19 protein-coding genes are annotated in these 17,142 nt (G+C 67.4%); 10 read left to right on the top strand and 9 right to left on the bottom strand.

What is annotated here, in order from left to right:
* The first annotated feature begins 1 nt into the window (after position 1).
* Positions 2-658, top strand: a complete 657-nt coding sequence (locus tag FXN61_RS01365; protein WP_167969448.1) for a response regulator — start codon at positions 2-4, stop codon at positions 656-658.
* Positions 659-930: 272 nt separating this feature from the next.
* On the opposite strand, the gene FXN61_RS01360 is transcribed toward FXN61_RS01365, so the two are convergent.
* Genes FXN61_RS01360 through FXN61_RS55025 form a run of 4 tightly spaced genes read right to left on the bottom strand, consistent with a single transcriptional unit; the run spans position 931 to position 2,842 of the window.
* Complete coding sequence (locus FXN61_RS01360; RefSeq protein ID WP_312877479.1) at positions 931-1,851, bottom strand: SDR family oxidoreductase; 921 nt, start codon at positions 1,849-1,851, stop codon at positions 931-933.
* Positions 1,835-2,314, bottom strand: a complete 480-nt coding sequence (locus FXN61_RS01355) for a pyridoxamine 5'-phosphate oxidase family protein (RefSeq protein ID WP_167969447.1) — start codon at positions 2,312-2,314, stop codon at positions 1,835-1,837. Before FXN61_RS01355 ends, FXN61_RS01360 begins: the two co-directional genes overlap by 17 nt.
* Positions 2,314-2,637, bottom strand: coding sequence for a hypothetical protein (locus tag FXN61_RS55030; protein ID WP_312877478.1), 324 nt, complete (start codon positions 2,635-2,637; stop codon positions 2,314-2,316). Before FXN61_RS55030 ends, FXN61_RS01355 begins: the two co-directional genes overlap by 1 nt.
* The gene (locus FXN61_RS55025) at positions 2,579-2,842 is read right to left on the bottom strand and encodes a helix-turn-helix domain-containing protein (protein WP_312877477.1); all 264 of its coding nucleotides are present in this window, start codon (positions 2,840-2,842) and stop codon (positions 2,579-2,581) included. The genes FXN61_RS55030 and FXN61_RS55025 overlap by 59 nt, the downstream gene beginning before the upstream one ends.
* A 48-nt stretch (positions 2,843-2,890) precedes the next feature.
* Between FXN61_RS55025 and FXN61_RS01345 the strand changes: the two genes are divergently transcribed.
* Positions 2,891-3,679 carry an HAD family hydrolase gene (locus FXN61_RS01345; protein ID WP_167969446.1) on the top strand — a complete coding sequence of 263 codons (789 nt, stop codon included), beginning with the start codon at positions 2,891-2,893 and terminating at the stop codon, positions 3,677-3,679.
* A gap of 8 nt (positions 3,680-3,687) precedes the next feature.
* Here FXN61_RS01345 and FXN61_RS01340 read toward each other — a convergent pair whose 3' ends face one another.
* Complete coding sequence (locus FXN61_RS01340) at positions 3,688-4,122, bottom strand: PPOX class F420-dependent oxidoreductase (protein ID WP_167969444.1); 435 nt, start codon at positions 4,120-4,122, stop codon at positions 3,688-3,690.
* Between the two features lie 131 nt (positions 4,123-4,253).
* Between FXN61_RS01340 and FXN61_RS01335 the strand changes: the two genes are divergently transcribed.
* The 3 genes from FXN61_RS01335 (at position 4,254) to FXN61_RS01325 (ending at position 6,922) form a co-directional block, all read left to right on the top strand.
* Positions 4,254-5,165 carry an ABC transporter ATP-binding protein gene (locus tag FXN61_RS01335; RefSeq protein WP_167969442.1) on the top strand — a complete coding sequence of 304 codons (912 nt, stop codon included), beginning with the start codon at positions 4,254-4,256 and terminating at the stop codon, positions 5,163-5,165.
* Positions 5,166-5,170: 5 nt separating this feature from the next.
* Positions 5,171-5,926: a hypothetical protein gene (locus tag FXN61_RS01330; protein ID WP_167969440.1), complete on the top strand. Its 756-nt coding sequence runs from the start codon at positions 5,171-5,173 to the stop codon at positions 5,924-5,926.
* Positions 5,927-6,019: 93 nt separating this feature from the next.
* A complete protein-coding gene (locus FXN61_RS01325) occupies positions 6,020-6,922 on the top strand; it encodes an ABC transporter ATP-binding protein (protein WP_167969438.1) in 903 nt (300 codons plus the stop codon).
* On the opposite strand, the gene mycP is transcribed toward FXN61_RS01325, so the two are convergent.
* Positions 6,888-8,048: a type VII secretion-associated serine protease mycosin gene (mycP, locus tag FXN61_RS01320; protein ID WP_167969435.1), complete on the bottom strand. Its 1,161-nt coding sequence runs from the start codon at positions 8,046-8,048 to the stop codon at positions 6,888-6,890. The two genes, FXN61_RS01325 and mycP, sit on opposite strands and share 35 nt — an antisense overlap.
* A gap of 260 nt (positions 8,049-8,308) precedes the next feature.
* Here mycP and FXN61_RS01315 point away from each other — a divergent pair, with 260 nt between their 5' ends.
* The 5 genes from FXN61_RS01315 (at position 8,309) to FXN61_RS01295 (ending at position 13,877) form a co-directional block, all read left to right on the top strand.
* Positions 8,309-8,713, top strand: coding sequence for a hypothetical protein (locus tag FXN61_RS01315; RefSeq protein WP_188134548.1), 405 nt, complete (start codon positions 8,309-8,311; stop codon positions 8,711-8,713).
* A gap of 68 nt (positions 8,714-8,781) precedes the next feature.
* The gene (gene trmB, locus FXN61_RS01310; RefSeq protein ID WP_223165279.1) at positions 8,782-9,426 is read left to right on the top strand and encodes a tRNA (guanosine(46)-N7)-methyltransferase TrmB; all 645 of its coding nucleotides are present in this window, start codon (positions 8,782-8,784) and stop codon (positions 9,424-9,426) included.
* Between the two features lie 132 nt (positions 9,427-9,558).
* Positions 9,559-10,665: a nitric oxide synthase oxygenase gene (locus tag FXN61_RS01305; RefSeq protein WP_312877476.1), complete on the top strand. Its 1,107-nt coding sequence runs from the start codon at positions 9,559-9,561 to the stop codon at positions 10,663-10,665.
* A 312-nt stretch (positions 10,666-10,977) separates the two neighbouring features.
* A complete protein-coding gene (locus FXN61_RS01300; RefSeq protein WP_167969429.1) occupies positions 10,978-12,141 on the top strand; it encodes a sensor histidine kinase in 1,164 nt (387 codons plus the stop codon).
* 428 nt (positions 12,142-12,569) lie between these two features.
* Positions 12,570-13,877, top strand: a complete 1,308-nt coding sequence (locus tag FXN61_RS01295; RefSeq protein WP_167969428.1) for an amidohydrolase family protein — start codon at positions 12,570-12,572, stop codon at positions 13,875-13,877.
* 1 nt (position 13,878) lies between these two features.
* On the opposite strand, the gene FXN61_RS01290 is transcribed toward FXN61_RS01295, so the two are convergent.
* The 3 genes from FXN61_RS01290 to FXN61_RS01280 form a co-directional block, all read right to left on the bottom strand.
* Positions 13,879-14,556 carry an SDR family oxidoreductase gene (locus FXN61_RS01290; RefSeq protein WP_167969427.1) on the bottom strand — a complete coding sequence of 226 codons (678 nt, stop codon included), beginning with the start codon at positions 14,554-14,556 and terminating at the stop codon, positions 13,879-13,881.
* An 85-nt stretch (positions 14,557-14,641) separates the two neighbouring features.
* A complete protein-coding gene (locus FXN61_RS01285; RefSeq protein WP_167969426.1) occupies positions 14,642-15,181 on the bottom strand; it encodes a DUF3455 domain-containing protein in 540 nt (179 codons plus the stop codon).
* Positions 15,182-15,309: 128 nt separating this feature from the next.
* On the bottom strand, positions 15,310-17,142 hold a 1,833-nt coding region (locus tag FXN61_RS01280; RefSeq protein WP_167969425.1), incomplete at its 5' end, for a PhoX family protein.

The raw sequence follows: 17,142 nt of genomic DNA, 5'->3' as shown, positions 1-17,142 counted from the left end.
AGTGATTCGGGTGCTGCTGGTCGACGACCAAGAACTCATGCGCATGGGCTTCCGCATGGTGCTGGGAGCGCAGGAGGACATCGACGTCATCGGCGAAGCCGCCGACGGCCTGGACGCAGTGCAAATGGCCGACAAACTGCGCCCCGACGTCGTCCTGATGGACGTCCGCATGCCCGTACTGGACGGCGTGGAGGCAACGAAGCGCATCGCCGAGGCCAACACTGCCAAGGTGCTGGTCATGACCACCTTCGACATGGACGAGTACGCCCTGTCGGCCCTGCGCAACGGCGCCAGCGGCTTCCTGCTGAAGGACACCCCACCTTCAGACCTGGTCTCGGCCCTGCGCGCGGTGGCCTCCGGCGACGCCGTGGTCTCACCATCGGTGACCAAGCGACTGCTGGGCCGATTCCTGGGCGACGGCGGCGGCGAACTGCGTGACGCCACCGTCCTGGACGTCCTGACCGAGCGGGAACGCGAGGTGCTGGTGCTGATCGCGAAGGGCCTGTCGAACACGGAGATCGCCAGGAAGCTCTTCCTGTCCGAAGCAACAGTGAAGACCCACGTGGGCCGAATTCTGGCAAAGCTGGAACTGCGAGACCGAGTGCAGGCAGTAGTGCTGGCCTACGAAACCGGCTTGGTCCGCCCCGGCGACGCCTGATCACCGCGAGGCCGGGGGCAAGCCGACCGCGAAGGCGAAGCCGAGCCCCGCTTTCACACACAACGCGGGTGGGGTGGTCCCGTCACGAGTCGTGCCGATGCTGTTGCCGCGTACGACTCGTGACGGGACCACCCCACACCAACGCAACCCACCTCGCAGCCGCAAGCCGCCAAAAACAACAGGCGTGCCATCAACCCGCCGACGGCGCTGGACAGGTCTTTGATCAGATTGGCGGGATTTGGGGCGGAGCCCCAAGAAACCCCGAGGCGGGACTACCGATACGACAAAGGATCAGCCTCCACAACCACCCCAGCCATCCGAGGCTTCACCACCTCCTCATACCACCGCCCCCAATCAGGCTGAGACCCGTCAAGATCCCGAAACCCGTACTCCCGCATAAGCCGCCAAGAAGACAAACACTCCCCAGAAAACCGAGCCCGCCCAGAATCCGCCGCCAAACACGCAATCCCCCGCCCGAGATAGTGGGGAGTCTCAGACACCGCATAGTCGGGCACCTCAGCAACAGCATCCCGCCAGTTGGCCTCAGTAACCCCAAACGTCTCCAACATCTGCTCAGACCGCAAAAACCCAGGCGTAGCAGCAACAGCAGTAACACCAGGAACGTCACGAAGATCCTTGGCCAGCACCTCACCGAACCGCCGCACCGACGACTTCACCGCGTCGTAAGCGAGGTTCACAAAGTAAGCCTCACCGTCCTCACCATCGGTCACCTCGACCACGAGCCCATCGTCAGACCGCACGACGAGCGGCATCAACTTGTGCAGCGCCACGAGATGCGACTCAACCCCGTTGCGCCACATCCGCAACTGCCGCTCCAGGTCGTGCTCCCAGAACTTCCCCCACTCGACGAGGTTCTCCCCGCCCCAGACGTCGTTCACGAGGATGTCGAGCCGATCGATCCGAGCCGCGAAAGCGTCCACATCGGACGGTGAGGTGAAGTCGCACCGGATGGCGATCCCCTTGCCACCGGCGGCATCCACCAGCTCGGCCGTCTCCTCGATCGTCTCGGACCGGCCGACGGGAGACTGCTGCGTCCGAGTGGTCCGGCCACCGACGAACACGGTCGCCCCTGCCGCGCCGAGCTCGACCGCGATCGCCCGGCCCGCACCCCGGGTGGCGCCGGTGACGACGGCGACCTTCCCGCTCAGATCGGGTTCACTTCTTTGCGACACGCCGGATTCCCCTTCCCTCGTGCCAGGACAGGACGACCATCTCGTCACCCTCGACGGTGATCGACACGACCTCGGTGACGTCCAGCCGGAAGAGGTCGAGCTCACCGCCGTCCGGCATCCAGCCGGTGCGTTCGTACAGGTCTTTCAGGTAGTCCGTCTTGTCGGTCCAGAACTCGGCCGTGCCGCTGATCTTCGCGTCACCGGCTTCGGTCATGGACGCGGTCGTGGTCTGACAGTGCAACGCGAACCGCGGATCGCGGCGCAAGTCGCGCGACTTCAACGAGTCGAGCATCATGCCGACCCACAGCTCACCGCGCGTGAAGTCCGGCTCCACGCCGCTGATCCGCGGTGCGCCGTCCTTGCGCAGGGTCGCGATCAACGCGTGCCGGTCCGCGGCGAACCTGGCCTGCACGAACGCGGCCAGGTCGGGCTGTTCCGCTGCGAACTCCGCCCAGGTAGCCATCAGCGCATCCCTTTCAGCACCAGATCGATGTCGTCTGCCATGCGTTTGAGCAATTCACCCCGCGGCCGCACCGACCAGTCCATCGCGATGCCGTACACCAGCGCGGCGAGGACTCTGGCCGCGTTCGGTGGCAGCCCCTCGGCCGCGCACAGGGTCTCCAGTTCCGACTCCAGCACCGCGTAGTGCCTGGCCAGCAGCGCGCGCAGGTCCGGGTCGATCAGGTCGACCCCCAGCTGCGCGAGGTTGTTCGTCGCCACCACCGGGTCAGCCAGCCGGTCGAACCAGGTGAGCAGCGCCTCGCGAACGGTGCCGGTCTCGCGCATCCGGCGGGGCGACCTCCTCGGTGCCCGCTCGGGTGAGGGCCTGCAGGAGTCCGCTCTTCGACCCGAACCGCTTCGCCACCGCCCCGACCGACACCCCGGCCTCCGCCGCCACGTCCGCGACGGTGAACTCCGGTCCGCGCCGGTCGATGACCGCCGCGACCGCCGCCAGGATCCGTTCGTCGGTGATGGTGCGAGGCCGTGCCACCCCATTAGTGAACCACAATTCACTAACCTTCGCATAGGGTGGCGTCACGTGAACTGGAGACCGCGCCTGGTCGCGTTGGACATCGACGGAACCCTGACCCCTGTCGGCTCGAACGACATCTCGCCAGCCGTGAAAGCGGCCATCACGCGCGTGACGGAACACGGCACGATGGTCGTGCTGTGCACCGGCCGCAGCCTGATCGGCACCACCCCGATCGCCGCGCAGTTGCCCGCCGCTCTCGCCCTGTGCTCGAACGGCGCCGTGTGGTGGGACCCGGCGAAGGACGAGATCACCAAGCGCACGACGTTCGACCCCGGCCCGACGATCAAGACGCTGCAGGCGCTGCTGCCCGGCGCGGTGTTCGCGGTCGAGCAGACCGGCGTCGGCAACCTCTCGCTCGGTCACTTCCTGCCGGGCGACCTGTGGGGTGTGACGACCGACGCGACGTTCGACGAGATCGCCGACATCCCGACGCCACGGCTGGTCATGCGCTGGCTCGACCGCACGCCGGCCGAGCTGTCGTTCGCCGTCAAGGACCTGGAGCTGCCGGGCATCGAGTGGTCGGTCGACCACACCGAACCGTGGCTGACCGCCGTGCCGCCGAACGTCACGAAGGGCACGGCACTGGACGAGCTCAGCAAGGAACTCGGCATCAGCGCGGAGGACGCGCTCGCGATCGGCGACGGTTCCAACGACGTCGAGATGCTGAAGTGGGCAGGCCTCGGTGTCGCGATGGGACAGGCACCCGCGCACGTGCACGCGGTGGCGGACGTCGTCGGTCCGACCGTGGTGGAGGACGGCGCGGCGCAGGTGCTGTCGCGGTTCTTCCCCGCCTAGACGCCGAGCTAGTCGGCGACGTTGACCTTGGCGACGACCTTGTCGACCTTGACCCGGACGACCATCTCACCGGGTACGCCGTTGCGATCGGCGTAGTGGTCGGCCTGGTCGTCGCCCATGTAGCGGGCGGCGGTGCGGCCGGCCCAGTACTTGAGCTGCTCGGGGTCCTCGTCGGTGACGGCCTGACCGGTGATCGTCACGAAGTTGAACGGCGGGGTCTCGTCGTCGAAGCACAAGGCCACCCGGCCGTCGCGCAGGATCGACTTGCCCTTGATCGTGTCGCGCGCGGTCAGGAAAACGACGTCCGGGCCGTCGAGATCCACCCACACCGGCGCGATGTGCGGCGAGCCATCCTTGCGGGTGACCGCGAGCTTGCCGGTGCGGGCGGGCTTGGCCAGGACGAACTCGCGCCACCAGCCCTCGGGCGCTTCCGTGTATCCCATGTGGCTCATTCAACTACGACGGAGGTAGCGGTACACGGCGACGGAAGTTGACGGCTTTCGAAGACCGCAGGTCGATGTGGCAGACCCCCTCGGAGCAGCAGAGTTGTCCCCACACCGAGAGGGGAAAGCCAATGATCGAGGCAATCGGCCTCACGAAGAGATACGGCAGGACGGTCGCGGTCGACGACCTGTCGTTCACCGTCCAGCCTGGACGGGTGACCGGGTTCCTCGGTCCGAACGGCGCCGGCAAGTCCACCACCATGCGCATGATCCTGGGGCTCGACCGTCCGACGGCAGGCCGCGTGCTGATCGACGGGAAGCCCTACGCCGAGCTGAACCGTCCACTGCGGACGGTCGGTGCGCTGCTCGACGCCAAGTGGGTGCACCCCAACCGGTCGGCGCGGGCGCACCTGCGCTGGCTCGCGAAGTCCAACGGGCTGCCGGACAAGCGCGTGGACGCGGTGCTGGAGGCGGTCGGCCTCACTCAAGTCGCACGCAAGAAGGCGGGCGGGTTCTCGCTCGGCATGTCGCAGCGGCTGGGGATCGCCGCGGCACTGCTCGGCGACCCCGAGGTGCTGCTGTTCGACGAGCCGGTCAACGGCCTGGACCCGGAGGGCATCCTCTGGATCCGCACCTTCATGCAGAACCTCGCCTCCGAGGGCCGCACGGTCCTGGTGTCGAGCCACCTGCTGTCCGAGATGGCGCTGACGGCCAGCGAACTCGTGGTGATCGGCAAGGGGAAGCTGATCACGCAGAGCAGCACCGCGGAGTTCATCGACCGCTCAACGGGTAACTCAGTGGTGGTGCGCAGTCCTCAGTTGTTCAAGCTCGGCCCGCTGCTCGTGGACAAGGGCTTCACGGTTCGTGACGGCGACGACGGGGCATTGTCCGTATCGGGTGCCACGAGTGACCAGATCGGTGACATCGCCGCAGCGAACGGTGTCGTCCTGCACGAGCTCAGCCCACAGCGCGGCTCGCTCGAAGAGGCGTTCATGCAGCTGACCGGTGATGCTGTCGAGTACCACGCAGAGATCGGGAAGTGAGTCTGATGACCCTGTTGGCAGTTGAGAGAATCAAGCTCTTCTCGACCCGTTCGCCCTACTGGTGCACGGCACTCGCCCTGGCCCTGGGTGTCGGTCTCACCGCGATCATCGCGGGCACCACCGACAACGGCCAGATGTCCATCGGGCTCACCCAGTTCGGCAGCAGCCAGCTCGCGCTCGCCGTGGTGCTGGTGATGTCGGCGCTCGCGGTCACCACCGAGTACCGCTTCAGCACGATCCGCGCCACGTTCCTCGCGGTGCCGAACCGGACGTCCGCGCTCGTCGCCAAGACCGTCGTGGTCGCGTTCATCGCCGCTGTGCTTGGCGAGATCATCGCGTTCGGCTCGTGGGGCCTCGCGAAGGTGATGTCGCCCGCCTCCGACCTCGCGATCAACACGGGCGCGGAGTGGCGGCACGTCGCGGGAGTCGGCCTGCTGTACGGAATCGGCGCGGTCCTCGCGATCGCGGTCGGCATCCTGGTCCGCCAGACCGCCGGTGCCGTGGCGATCCTGCTCGTGTGGAACATGCTGCTCGAAGGCCTGATCGGGATCATCCCGAAGGTCGGCGTCAAGATCCAGGCGTGGCTGCCGTTCCAGAACGCCAACCACTTCCTGGCACTGCCCGGTGGCGATCCCGCCGAGCAGCCGGGAGCCGGTATCGACTTCAAGCTGAGCCAGTGGGGATCGCTGGCCTACTTCGCCGGCATCGCGATCGCGCTGCTGGTGGTCGCGCTGATCGTCGCGAAGCGCCGGGACGCGTGACCGGTTCCGAATAGAGGGGGAGCGGGACGTGGGTCATCCATCGGGGGGATGACCCACGTCCCGGTCAGTTCTTTCGACCGAACGGGAGAGGCCATGATCCAAGCAGTGCGGTTGCGCAAGCACTACGGCCGGACGAAGGCCGTGGACGACCTGTCTTTCACCGTCAAGCCTGGCCGCGTGACGGGCTTCCTCGGCCCGAACGGCGCGGGCAAGTCCACGACCATGCGGATGGTCCTCGGCCTCGACACCCCCACCAACGGGGACGTGACGATCGACGGGAAACACTACGCAGAGCTGAAGGAGCCGCTGCGCAAGGTCGGCGCGTTGCTCGACGCGAAGTGGACGCACCCCAACCGTTCCGCGCGTTCGCACCTGAAGTGGATGGCGGTCTCGAACAAGATCCCGCTCAAGCGCGTCGACGAGGTGCTGGAGATCGTCGGCCTCGCCGAGGTCGCGAACAAGAAGGCGGGCGGGTTCTCGCTCGGCATGTCCCAGCGGCTCGGCATCGCGGGCGCGTTGCTCGGCGACCCCGAGGTGCTGCTGTTCGACGAGCCGGTCAACGGCCTCGACCCGGAGGGCATCCTCTGGATCCGGCAGTTCATGCACCGGCTCGCGGACGAGGGCCGCACGGTGTTCGTGTCGAGCCACCTGCTCTCGGAGATGGCACAGACGGCCCAGGACCTCATCGTGATCGGCAAAGGTCAGCTGATCGCGCAGACCACCACCGAGCAGTTCATCAGCGACGCCACCCAGGACCACGTCCGGGTGCGGTCACCACACGCCTTGAAGCTGCGCGAGATTCTCGCCGCGAGCGCGACGGTCACCGAGGACGCGGTCAACGGAGCCCTTGTGGTGCACGGACTTCCGGCGCCGCAGATCGGTGAGATCGCGGCGGAGAACCAGATCGTGCTGCACGAGCTCAGCCCTCAGCGCGGATCGCTGGAGGAGGCCTTCATGCAGCTCACCAAGGAGTCGGTGGAGTATCACGCGCACTGACGACGGGCTGTGCCGATCTTTGGCTCCGCCGTGACCTGATGGCGGGCAACGCGATCAGCAACCCGGTCAGCACCGCGGTTCCACCCGCGACGGCGGCAACGAACGGCAGCCGGTCGGAGATCTTGGCGGCCGGCTGCACAGGACGCTGGGCGGCGAGCGTCGGCGTTGGCTGCGGAGTCGACGGCTTCGGGGACGGCAGCAGCGGATTGCGTTCCACCGGCGGGAACTGCGCCGTGAGCGCGCCCATCGGGTTGACCATGCCGAATCCGGTCGTCTCGTCACGGCCGGGCTCCGCCAGGTCCTGCGCGGTCTTGATCAGCGCGTTGACGACGTCCTTGGCCGGCATCTCCGGGTGCTTCGCCCGAACCAGCGCCGCGACACCGGACACGATCGCCGACGCCGCGCTCGTGCCGTCCATCTCGGCGTAACCGCTGGAGTAGACGCTTTTCGGCGCCGCCGTGACGATGCCTTGCGCCGGAGCCGAGAGCACCGTGTCCGCGCCGACGTTGGACGACTTCCACGGCTTGCCCTCGCGGTTCGTGCCCGCGACCGCGATCACACCACCGATGTTGGCGGGCGCGGAGACCTCCTTGCCCTCGTTGCCGGTGGCGGCGACGAGGACGACGTCCTTCTCGATCGCGTAGTTCACGGCCCTGACCAGGCTCGGCGTCATCGAGCTGGAGAAGCCCAGCGACATGTTGACGACCTTGGCGCCGTGGTCGGCCGCCCACCTGATGCTCTCCGCGACGACGTCGAGCGAGAACTGCTCCTTCTCGGCGCTCGCGATCGGAAGGATCTTGGCGCCGGGCGCGATGCCGAGCGCCCCGCCGTTGCGGCCGGTCGCCGCGATGATCCCGGCCATCCCCGTGCCGTGGCCGTCGGTGTCGGTCGTGCCGTCCGTGCCCTCGGAGCTGCCGAAGCCCGTTCCGGGTAAGACCCGTCCCGCGAGGTCGGGATGCTTGGCGTCGACCCCGGAGTCGATCACCGCGACGATCACGCCGTCACCGCGCGCCTGGTCCTGCGCGGAGTAGACGTCGAGCGCGTCGAGGTGCCACTCCTGCTCCTCGATCGTCTGCGCGGCGAGCAGCAACGGCAGCGCGACAACGAGCGCGGGAAGCAGGGCCACGTCCCCTACATCGTGTTTCCACGTCACACCGCAACGTGCCTGGCGTCACACATTGCGTAAGGGTGCTGTTAACAAGCCGTGAAAAGCCGCTTTCAGGACAACACCGACGTTTGGATTCACGTTCAATTGGGATAACCCCGCTGCGGAGGTGGCCAGTGGTCCGTGTCGAAGCAATGCTCGGCCTCGAGTGGGCAAGCGCGCTCGAGGCTCCCAACCCTGCAGAACTCGCCCTCACCCCTGCAGACACGCGTCGTTCCTGGGTGAACCGCGCCAACGAGAACGAAGTGCTCACGATGTACCGCGCGGTGCGTTCCGTCGAGGACGCCCCCGCACCCTGGTGGCTGCGTGCGCTGGACCGCGGCCGTTTGCGTTCCCGTGCCGAAGGTCACGCCGTCGAGGACGCGGTGAGCGAGTTGCTCTCGTCACGTCCCGGCTGGGTGTTCGTGCCCTGGGTCGACCTCGGTGAGGTCGGGTACTGGGAGTTCGTGCCGTCCGAGAGCGGTGTCTACGGGCCCGCGACACCCACGACCGTGCAGTTCACGGACTCGCACCGCGGCTGGATCCACCTGGTCCCCGCGCACCGCGGGCCCGGCCAGGCCCACCCCATCGACTTCACGGTCGACGAGCTCCGTGCGCAAATCGAGGACATCGAACTCATCGCCTAGTCTGTACGGCTGTGACCAGGCCTGAGTTCCCTCGTTCCATCGTCAGCTTCGTCCAGCGCGGCGAGCGCATGACCGTGGGACAGGAGCGTGCCTGGGACACGTACTGGGAGAAGATGGGCAACGACGTGAAGTCGTTGCCGGAGGGACCGCTGGACTTCGACTCGTGGTTCGGCCGTTCCGCGCCCGTGCTGCTGGAGATCGGGTCCGGCATGGGTGAGACCACCTCGCAGCTCGTGGCCGCCGCGCCCGAGCTCAACTACGTCGCGGTCGAGGTCTACAAGCCAGGACTCGCCCAGCTGCTGCTGCGTGGCGAGCACCTCGGCGGCCTGGACAACCTGCGCGTGCTGCGCGGTGACGCCGTCGACCTGCTGACCGACCACGTCGCGCCCGCGTCGCTGCACGGTGTGCGGATCTTCTTCCCGGACCCGTGGCCGAAGAAGAAGCACCACAAGCGCCGGCTCGTTCAGCCGGAGTTCGTGGCGCTGGTCGCGTCACGGCTGGAGCCGGGTGGCGTGCTGCACCTCGCGACGGACTGGGAGCACTACGCGGAGCAGATGCTCGAGGTGTGTTCCGGCGAGCGTTTGCTGACCAACATGTACGACGGCTGGGCACCGCGACCGGACTGGCGACCCGTCACGAAGTTCGAGCAGAGGGCTGTGAACGAGGGCCGCGTCTCGCACGATCTGATGTTCAAGCGGAACGAGCTCACCTGATCGAGGCCTCAAGCCGTTCGAGTGAACACACTGGGTCTCGCGTTCACTCGTTGGAGTGGCTGGTGTTGATCACCCGAAATGCCCCGAGTGGCAGTGACGCGTGAGGCTGTTCCGGCCTTAGGTTCTCGCTCCGTGACCCCCGACGTCCTCCCCGTTGCGGAGGAGTTCGTCCGCATGTTCCACGCGGCGCACTCCGACGCAGGCTCGCTGTCCGCCCGCATCGCCCAGGTGCGCGCCGAGATCGCCGAGACCGGAACCTACCGCCACACGACCAACGAACTCGCGTACGGCGCGCGGATCGCGTTGCGAGATTCCGGTTGGTGCACCTCTGGTGTGCCGTGGCGCCGGCTCAAAGTCCGCGATCTGCGCGGCTATCGCAACGCCGCTGCTGTTGCCGGAGAGTGCGTCGAGCACCTGCGACTGGCGACGAACGACGGCGAGATCCGGCCTCTGGTAACGGTTTTCGCGCCGGACGCACCGGGCTCGCCCGGCCCGGTGATCTGGAACGAACAGCTGATCCGGTACGCCGGGTACGCCGACGGGATGGGGGACCGTCGCTACACCCAGTTCACCGAGACCATGCAGGGCATGGGGTGGCGGCCGCCGGCGCAACGGTCGCGCTTCGACGTACTGCCGTTGGTGGTGGAAACCCAGCACGAGGGACCGCGCGTGTTCACGCTGCCGTCCGAGATCGTGCACGAAGTTCCTTTGGAGCACCCGACTTTGCCGTGGTTCGGCGAGATGGGTCTGCGCTGGCACGCGGTTCCGGTCATCTCGAACATGCGGCTGTCGATCGGTGGCGTGAACTACCCCGCGGCACCGTTCAACTCGTGGTTCGTCGGCGCCGAGATCGGCACGCGTTCATTGGCTGAGGAAGGCGCTTATGGCGTGGCGCGCCAAGTCGCCGACGCGTTGGGTTTGGACACGTCGTCCGAACGCACGCTGTGGCGGGACTTCGCGACCGTTCACCTGAACGCTGCAGTGCTGCACTCGTTCGACAAGGCGGCCGTCACCATCACGGACCACCACGCGGAAGCCCTGCACCGCCTGGCGTGGTTGCGCTCTCGCCAACGTCCTTCGGCTGCGCGTCCCGCGTTCCGGTTGGACACCGCAGCCGCTGCGCGCGCACGGACCGGTACTCCGGCGCGCTTCACGGCCGCGTTGGAAGAGACCCGTCCTCAACCGGCGAGCAGGCTGGCGGAGCTGCTCCGCCAGCAACATTCCCTGACCAGCGCCTGACTTCCCCATCACACGCTGGTCCGTACCACCTGCTAGCGCTGTGCCTACCTCTGGGAATCGATCATCACGCCCGACAGGGCCATGAGCGCAAGGACCAACAGGCCGACCACAGCGGCGGCCCAAGTGAACACAACTGACAACATGGCGTCCTCCGTTTCCCCGACTTTCGCTCCTCCAGAGTCCGTGACCGGGGCGTGATCCGGCATCCGCCGTGAGGGTATTTCCGCAGGTCGCTCACTCAGCCTTCTGGCTGATGCCGAGTTAGCCTCCGGTCGGACGCGCCATCGTCCTTCCGGCTTTACCGTGTACCGGGTGGAGAGCAAGGATCTGAACTGGCGGTTGCTCGCCAAACGCCAGTGGCCGCTGGCGCTCTCGCTCACCGGCATCGCCATCGCGGAGACCGGGTCGATCGACACCGCGCTCGGCTGGTGGCAGATCCCCGGTGTGCTGGTCATCTGCGCGATCTCGGTACTGGCACCGCGCAGGCCGTTCGACGCCGCGCTGGCACTGACGTTCGCGATCGTCTGCGTGGCCCTCTACATGCGGTTTCTCGGTGTCGCGATCTCGCCGCACTTCTTCTTCAGCGGTGCCAATGTCTCGATCACCGGTGCCGCGATGGCGACCATCGCGGTGCTCGTGCGGGAGTCGTCGCGCTGGCGCGCGGTGGTCGGCACGGCGCTGGTGCTGGCGGCGATGGTCGTCGCGGAGGTCCTCGGCTGGCCGATCGTTGCCGCCGTCGAGTACCGCGAATGGCAGCCGGACGGCACGTCGTACCTGTTCGGCGCGAGCATCATGCTCGTGCTGGCCATCGGCACCGGGCTGTACTTCCGGGCAAGGGACAACGAACGTTCGTCTCAATTGGCTGCTTCCGTTGCGGCGGCCCAGAACGCCGAACGGATGGCGCTGGCGCGCGAACTGCACGACGTGGTCGCGCACTACGTGACCGCGATCGTCGTGCACGCCCAAGCAGGACAGATCAGCCGCGAGACCGCCGAGCAGGTGCTGCCGACCATCGAGGCATCCGGTTACGAGGCACTGACCGCGATGCGGCGGTTGGTCGGAACGTTGCGGGACGGCGAGTCTTCCGGACCGGCCGCGTCTTCGTCGTTGGTGGACGACGTGCGTTCGCTGGCGGCGGAGTCAGGTCTGCCGGTGCGGCTATCGTTCGACCTGCAGGACTCGGTGCCACAGGAGCTCGCCCGCTCGGTGCTGCGGTTGGTGCAGGAGTCGTTGACCAACACGCAGAAGCACGCTTCCGCGGTGTCGTCCGTGGACGTTTCACTGTCCTCAAGCGACGGTGTGCTGCGACTCGGCGTCGAGGACGACGGGGTGGCCTCTGGCGTTCCCGTTGGTGGCTCTGGAGGTTACGGGCTCGTCGGCATGCGCGAGCGCGTGGAACTGCTGGGCGGCAAGTTCTCCGCAGGCCGACGCGAACCGACTGGGTGGACGGTCCGCGCCGAACTGCCTCTGGCTTAGTTCAGATCTCGTCCCTGATGACTTCGAACTCCTGCGTCATCTCGACATCGCTGAACTGGTCGTCGTTCTGAGGGTCGATGTCGGCCACTGATGCCTCCGCATGATCACGCCCGTACCGTGTGGAGTGATCATGCCAACTCAGCGACGAGTCGGCGGCTTGGGGGTGGCGGGCTTCTGCGCGCGACGGAAGTCTCCACTGGACCTGCTCGGCTTCTTCGACATGATCATGTGACGTCGCCCCCGTCGCTCTGGTTGCTTCGGATGCACAAAGAGCCCGCCGGTTCGTGCTCGGCGGGCCCTCTGGTTGGGGAGAAGTTCTGGTCGGGGCGGGCCCTGGGGGTCGGCCCGCACCCGACGGAGGCAGGATTCCCACTCGCCGCGGACCTATGCATGCTTGTGATCGGCATCACAATGGCAGGATTCTCCGCATGTCACTGCGCCTGCATGCCCCGGTGGTCCTGCCCTGCGATTCGTCCTGCTCCGTGTTGCGCGACGCGGTCGTGGACGTCGTCGACGGTCGGATCACCTTTGTAGGTCCACTAGCTGATGCTCCCGCTTTCGAGGGAGAGGTCCGGCGGCTCTCCGGCATCCTGCTGCCCGGCCTGGTGAACACCCACGCGCACAGCCCGATGACGGTGCTGCGCGGGCTGGGTTCGGACCTACCGTTGCTGCGGTGGCTGCAGGAGCAGATGTGGCCCAACGAAGCGCGGATGACCGCCGCCGACGTCGGCACGGGCATGCTGCTGGGTGCGGTGGAGATGCTGCGGCACGGCGTCACGACGTCGGCCGAGATGTACTTCCACGGGCCTGAGCTGGTCTCTTCGGTGCTGGCCGCCGGGTCACGCGTGGTGTTCGGCGGGGCGATCCTCGACGTGCCGGGGATGTCGTGGCGGTCCATGACCGATGAGATCTCTTCCTGGATCGACGCTGATGGGCTGCAGTTCGGACCAGGTGGGCGGGTTGAGCTGGCTTACGGGCCGCATTCCGCGTACACGCTGTCGCCTGCCCAGCTGACCGCCGTGGCTCTGGAGGCTCGGGCCCGCGGGGCGCTGCTGATGGTGCACGTCGCCGAGTCGCCGTTCGAGGACGAGGCGCAGCGCGCCGAGTACGGGTCGGTGCCGGCATTGCTGAAGGCGTCGGACGTTCTGGGCGGGCGGGTGCTGTCCGCGCACTCCGTTCATCTGTCCGATGACGACATCGCGCTGTACGCGTCCTTCGGCGTTGGCGTGGCGCACTGCCCCGGCTCCAACGCGAAGCTCGCCTCGGGCATCGCGCGGGTGCCGGAGATGCTGGCCGCGGGTGTTTCGGTCGGGCTGGGCACGGACGGGCCCGCGTCGAACGACGACCTGGACCTGTTCGAGGAGGCTCGGCTTGCCGGGCTGTTCGCCAGGGTTTCCAAGATGGACGCGACGGTGCTGGGTGCCGCGCAGGCGTTGCTGATGGCGACTCGGGGTGGAGCCGCTGCTCTCGGTCGTGAGGACATCGGCGCGCTGGAGGCCGGACGCTGGGCCGACGTCGTGCACGTCGACGCTGATGACCCGGCGTTCGCCACCGGGTTGGACGCACCAGACTCGCAGCTGCTGGCGAACCTGGTCTGGGCTTCCGGGGCTCGACGGGTCACCGACGTCTGGGTGGCCGGTGACCACGTCGTGGCTGGTGGAGAGTCGACGCGGATCGATCGCCGGGAGGCTCAGGCCGGCGTCACGGCGGTGGCTCAGCGGCTGCGCACAGCTTGAGTCAGCGAGGTCGTGGACGTACGACCACCTCGGTGATGTGCGCATCGGGCGTCGCCAGCACGGCCGACGCCACGGCGCGCCCCACCGAGGCCGGATCCAGGTACTGCGTGGCGTCGTACTCGCCACCCTCGTGGCGGCGCACCTCACGCTGCATCGGCGTGTCGGTCCTGCCGGGGAACACCGAGGTCACGCGCAACGACGGCTCGTCGGCGCGCAGGGCGTCGGCGTAGGCCCGCAGCGCGAACTTCGAGGCGGCGTAGACGCCCCAGCCGGGGTTGGCGCGCAGGCCGGCGCCAGAGTTGATCAGGACGACCTGGCCGGCGGCGGCACGGAGCTGGGGCAGCAGCAGCCGGGTCAGTTCGGCGACCGCCACGACGTTGACTTCCAGGGTCTGGCGCCACACGTCGACCGAGGCCTCGCCCAACGGTCCCAGCATTGCGACGCCGGCGCTGTGCACCACCACGTCGAGGCGCGCGATGTGGGCCGTGTCCGCTGACGCGAGGTTCGTCAGGTCGAAGGGCCAAGCCTCGGCGCCGGGCAGTTCCGATGCGAGCAGCGACAGGGACGTTTCGTCACGTCCACCCAGCAGAAGATCGTGAGTTGGCGCCAGAGCGCGGGCGATGGCCGAGCCGATTCCACTGGATGCCCCGGTGACGAGGGCGACCGGACGATCACTCATGGGGAAACCGTAACGTGCCGAGGAAGTTCACCGGGACCCAGAAGGCGGAGTTCTGGGTCGTCAGCGCGGCCGTGGTGGCGCTGGTTCAGCGAACGGGTGCGGAGAAGGTGTAGAGCGCCTCGTAGTTCACGGAGGTCTGGTCACTTTCCTGGCATCCGCCTGCCGGCGCGACACCGCCCTTGGTCGCGAGGCGCTGGACGTAGCTCACGCCGGCGAACACGCCCTTGCCCCTGGTCGACTTGGACTTCAGCAGGAGCTCGGGAACCGCTCCTGGAATCTCGTTGCGGGCACCGTCGACCGGGGCGGCCTCGACCGCGCTCCCGTCCACAGTGGACACCCAGATCGGACCGCGGGAGTGCAGAGCGACCGCACGGCCGAGCCGGTCCGCCAGGGTGGCGGCGGGCTCCAGCAGCTTCCACGCTCCCGCTGTGCAGATGTAGGTCTGCACACCCTTGGCGTAGAACTTGGCGACGAGCTTGTTGCCGGACGGAACCTGAACCGCGGGTGCGACCCTCGCGTCAGACACGTCCATGGCGGCCGGTGTTGGCGCGGCGGTGGAGCCGGCGCCGCCTAAGGCGACGCCGAGTAGAGCTGTGGAGACGAGCACGAGACCAGCACGTTTCATCACTTACTCCTAAGTGGACAGACAGTGCGACGTGTCTCAGTTGTCCGTGGTGCAGCCACCAGGTGATACGGACTGATGGCTGCACCGGTTCAAACGAACTCAAGGAGTAAGCGGGAAAGCACCGTACGTCAGCCGCAGATGTGGCGACGGTCCTTGCGCCAAACCACGGCGACGGACGGACGCGGCTGGGAGGTGCCACCGTCCGGCCAGTGCGAGGCCGGCTTGGTCGCCGACGCGCCGTCGATCTCACCGGGGTGCTGCACGGACACCAGGACGAAGTCGTCCGTGATGACCGGGCCGCACGTCTCCGCACCGATCGGCACGGTGAGGAACTGCTTCACCTGACCGCGGCGCCTGCCCTCGACCGGCACTGCGAACAGGCCGTCGTTGGACTTCAGGGCGTTGCCGTCGGTGGAGATCCACAGGTTGCCGCGCGAGTCGAACGCGACGTTGTCCGGGCACGAGATCGGACTGACCTGCTTCTTGTCGAAGCCGGCGAAGTAGGTGCTGGGGTCGTTGGGGTCACCGCAGACCAGCATCAGCTTCCACGAGAACGTGGTCGCCGTGTTGTCGCCGCGGCGCTCTTCGAGCTCGAGCACCTGACCGTGCTTGTTGCCGAGCCGCGGCGCGACCTCGGTGGCGCCTTCCTTGCCGGGCTTGCCGCGGTCGGTGTTGTTGGTGAGCGCGGCGTAGACGCGGCGGTTGTGCGGGTTCGGCTCCACGTCTTCCGGGCGGTCCATCTTCGTGGCGCCGACCTTGTCGGCCGCGAGGCGCGTGAAGATGTAGACCTCTTCGGCGGTGAAGCCCTCGACGAACGACTTGTTGTTGTGCACCAGCGGAATCCACTGGCCCGAGCCGTCGAACTCACCGTCGGACGGCAGCTTGCCGGTGCCGTCGATCTCGGCGGCCGGGCTGTCACCGGTGAACTTGGCGACGTAGAGCGTGCCCGAGTCGAGCAGGCGCTTGTTGTGCTCGCGGGCGCGCTTCGAGTCGCCCTTCTGGTAGCACCCGTCGGTGACGAACTTGTACATGTAGTCGAAGCGCTCGTCATCACCCATGTACGCGACGACACGGCCGTCGCGGGCGACGATGACGTTCGCTCCCTCGTGCTTGAAGCGGCCGAGCGCGGTGTGCTTGACCGGCGTCGACGTCGGGTCGAGCGGGTCGATCTCGACGATCCAGCCGAAGCGGTTGGCCTCGTTCGGTTCCTGCACGAGGTCGAAGCGCTTGTCGAACTTCTCCCACTTGCGGGTCGTGGCGCCACCGGACATGCCGTAGCGGGCGAGGCGCGCCTTCGTCGTCGGGTCGGCGACCTGGCCGCCGTTGGCGAAGTACTGGTTGAAGTTCTCCTCGCCGGACAGGATCGTGCCCCACGGCGTGACGCCACCGGCGCAGTTGTTCTGCGTGCCGAGCACGACCTTGCCGCTGGCGTCAGCCGACGTCTTGAGGTGCTTCGAGCCCGCTGCCGGGCCACGCATCTCGAACGGCGTGGTCATCGTGATGCGGCGGTTGTACTTGCGCTTGTCCTTGGACACCACAAGCTTGCCGCTGCGGTGGTCGCGCTCGACCTGCACGACCGACAGACCGTGCGCGGCCCACGCGATGCGGGCCTGCTCCTCGGTGGGGTTGTTCGCGTCCCAGGTCTTGAACATGAACTCTTCGGACGTGTACTCGTGGTTGCTCACCATGAGCCAGCGGTCCCAGCCCGGCAGCGGCACGAGACCGCAGAAGTCGGCGTTGAAGCCGAACTGCTTCGCCTGGGCGGCGGCGGTCTGCTTGTCGAAGTCGAACTTCGGCGCGTCGGGCAGCACCGCGTCGCCCCAGCGGATGACGACGTCCTGCTGGTAGCCCTTCGGCACCACGAGCTCGTCGAGGGTGTTGGGCTGCACCGGCTCGAAGTTGAGTCCGTCGCGGTCGCGGCCGAACTTGAGGTCGAGGTCCGCCTCCGCGTCGACGTTCGC

This window comes from Lentzea indica (genome assembly GCF_012184385.1).
Lineage (GTDB): Bacteria > Actinomycetota > Actinomycetes > Mycobacteriales > Pseudonocardiaceae > Lentzea > Lentzea indica.
The sequence above is the reverse complement of the archived record's forward strand: the minus strand, read 5'-3'. Positions and strand labels throughout refer to the sequence as shown.